This window comes from Hydrocoleum sp. CS-953 (genome assembly GCF_002260545.1).
GTDB lineage: Bacteria > Cyanobacteriota > Cyanobacteriia > Cyanobacteriales > Microcoleaceae > Trichodesmium.
The window spans coordinates 1-3,233 of sequence record NZ_LGSU01000475.1 but is presented as its reverse complement, the minus strand read 5'-3'; the positions used below and the strand labels follow the sequence as shown (position 1 = coordinate 3,233).

Here is a 3,233-nt window from a genome sequence, read left to right as displayed (position 1 = left end):
CCCCTACTCCCCTACTCTCAATCTATATTAAATAGATACCTTTAGGGGTTCTATATAAATCTATTAATTATCCAGTATTAATTCTATCTCATGAGCGGTTCTCCGTTCCTCATTTTCAGCTTGATTATCCCAAGAACAGACCACTCCAAATTCACTTGGATAAATCACTGGTTCGGGAATAGGTGCAACACTCCAGTTATCTTGATCTTGTTGACGAATTCCCCTCAGTTCTACGGCTTTTAAATAACTAACATGGGGAATTTGTTGATAAAATTGTTGACAATAGGCAACTACATCAGATGGATAAACCGGATGTCCTAATGGCCAACCTTTACCTTCAGTTCCCCCTGTAATGGGGTTGAGAAACCGATACAATCGTTTGAGAAATTGAGAGCTAACATATCCTCGATCCGCATTCTGGCCCACAATAATCATTACTTTCACTTTTACCCCAATATATTTCGGTTCCCGCAGCAGAATTTGTACTCCTAAAGGTTTGCGATCGTTCAAATAATCTTTAATTTTTGTTCGTACCTCATCATTTAGCTTTAGTTCTTGGGGAGATAAACCCCGACTCAAATCCTGAATATCTGCCTGTGGTATTGCTAAAATACACACCTGACCAGGTTTAATGGCATCTGGCTCTGTCCACTGTTTATCCATTTCCATGTTCGCATCCAAACAATGAGCGCGAGCTATATCTACATCTGGAACTCGCATCGCATGGTATTCAAAATCATTGCGAGTAATGGCCCGTTGACTGGAGCGCAATAGTCCCGGAACTCGCAAAATTGCCTTTTCCAGAGACTCTGGTTCCGTACCTCCCGTCGCTGCTTCGTAATTGATTACCTGCTTAACGTAGGGAATTGCTGAACGCAATACTGTCAGCATTTCTGCCTCAACATTACCTTGAGTTCCTCCTCCAGTACGGTAAGCCTTCAGATAAATTTCTGCTCCTGGTGGTGGCACTTGACCATATTGACGCTCTTTAAGATTGCTTTCCGTCTCAACATCCATTGGAGGAAGCGCATTCATAGCAGTTTCTGTCCCGTTAAACTGAGTCCGGAGGCGATCGCTAGTTTGCAAACGAGTTCGTACCTCAGTTTGTCGCCGGAGTTGAGGTGGTTCACGGATTAGAGGGCCAAATTGAACAATACCCGTTTGAGAATCAATAATGTAATGGCGATCGCTTGCTCTAGAATCTGCGAAATCTGATACTTCTGTCCAAGGTTCGCGGGGTTGGCGATCGCCGGGGGGCTGAATTTCTATATACTCTGTACTGGAGCGTTCGAGAACAGGCGTTCCTTGCAATTCAAAGACTTGACCTGGTTTACCGTTACTTACCCCCAGTAGTTCATCTTTAACCCAAACACATTGAGTAGCTGGAACTGCTCCACCAATAGACCGGATCGACAAGCTAAAAATCAAAGGAGAACTACTATAACCGTATTCTTGGGAGTCATGATCCTGCAATTGTCGATAAATACAACGAATCCAATGACCTTGATATTGGCTGTGTAAATTATCCTCTGGCCAATCCCTAGGAAGATGCAAAATCACATCTGCTCCTTGTTCTGGGTTTTGGCCTTGTTGATCAATTTCTGTAAAACTAAATCCGTGGGTGCGATNAAATCAAAGGAGAACTACTATAACCGTATTCTTGGGAGTCATGATCCTGCAATTGTCGATAAATACAACGAATCCAATGACCTTGATATTGGCTGTGTAAATTATCCTCTGGCCAATCCCTAGGAAGATGCAAAATCACATCTGCTCCTTGTTCTGGGTTTTGGCCTTGTTGATCAATTTCTGTAAAACTAAATCCGTGGGTGCGATCGTCATTTTCCTGTCGCAAAACGGAAACCCATTCTTGGCCATTCCAAGCTTCCCAACGTCGAGGCGGATTTTTCGGATCGATGCCAGTAGCAGCAGCAGCTTGTCCTTTAAATGTGATAGCGAGAATATTACCTTCAATGGAATTTTCTTCACCTGTTGCTTTCGGTTTAATCACAAGATAAAAACAATTACCCCGTTGGGGTTGTTGCTCGAAAACTGGGGTGCGAATTGTACTGAGCCATTCTCCATCTTCTTCCTGACTCCAAAGCGATCGCGTCCTAGGGAAAATAGGTTCTAAAATATCGTTACTGAGGTTTCCATGATTATGATATTCTCTGGCTTTCAAAAAACATTCGATCCGAGGAATTCCGATTAATAAATTCCGATCTGTGCTAAAAATAATAGATTCTTCAGTTTCTGTGCGTTCTGTGGAAACTTCTGTGCCAGCAGGAATGGAAAAGGGTATATTCTGTGCTTTTGTCAGTTCAAAGGTAATCAATGTTCGCGCTGCTGCTGGAGGTTGTAAACGAATTCCCAACATTTCCAGAAATACAATATAATTGCGTAGCGGAACTTGATTAAATCGATATAACATCTGGTCTGTTAACCAGGAAAACAGTTCAATCATTGTAATTCCTGGATCGCTTGGATTATGGTTTGTCCACTCTGGACAATAGCGAGGAATGCGCAGCAAACATTCCTGTACTAAGTCTTCAAATTTGCGATCGTCAAGATTTGGTTTGGGTAAATTAGGCAAGAAATCGAAGTTGACCATAATTGTTAATATTAAATGTTAATACAGAGTAGATTTAAAATATCTGCAACTTAGAAAAAAAATGACTGTATTTATTACATTTTAGATAAAATATTTTTCTTCATTAAACTGATATTTCAGGACTTACGCAGGTGAACCCAGAAACCCGGTTTCTCGTAGATGTCTATTGCTCAAAACAACGATTTATCGTAGAAACCGGGTTTCTTTGCGTAAGTCCTAATTTATTTAAGCTTTTTTTTTCAGAACTGATTAACCAATTGATTATGGTTGTACATGGATTATATGTATTATATTAAATTAACTTCAACTAAAATATAACATCGATCTATCGAACATAAATTACATGATAATTGTAATTATAAATATCTTTTTGATATACAAAACTAAATTTATTAGTAGTGCAATTCCACACTTAATATGTTGTGGTCAATATTCATATTACTCGAAATATTCCAAATTATATTATGTTTGGTATAACAGTTATAATTAGGCTCGTAGTTTAACTCGACTCAAAAAATCAAGTAATTTCAATAATTGATAATTGATAATGGATAATTGATAATTACAAGAAGGTTAAAACCGTTACGGAATTGAAGATTGGGAAATATCCTAGCACTTTTTT

Annotated in this window: 1 protein-coding gene and 1 pseudogene; both read right to left on the bottom strand. The window is 39.3% G+C overall.

Translation table 11 applies throughout. From position 1 onward, the window contains the following. Positions 1 to 63 precede the first annotated feature (63 nt). Positions 64 to 1,628, bottom strand: a pseudogene (locus tag AFK68_RS44220) (putative baseplate assembly protein); the annotation flags it as partial. A 1-nt stretch (position 1,629) separates the two neighbouring features. Further along, a partial coding sequence (locus AFK68_RS04780; RefSeq protein ID WP_143437520.1) for a putative baseplate assembly protein occupies positions 1,630 to 2,611 on the bottom strand: 982 nt, incomplete at its 3' end. Positions 2,612 to 3,233 lie beyond the last annotated feature (622 nt).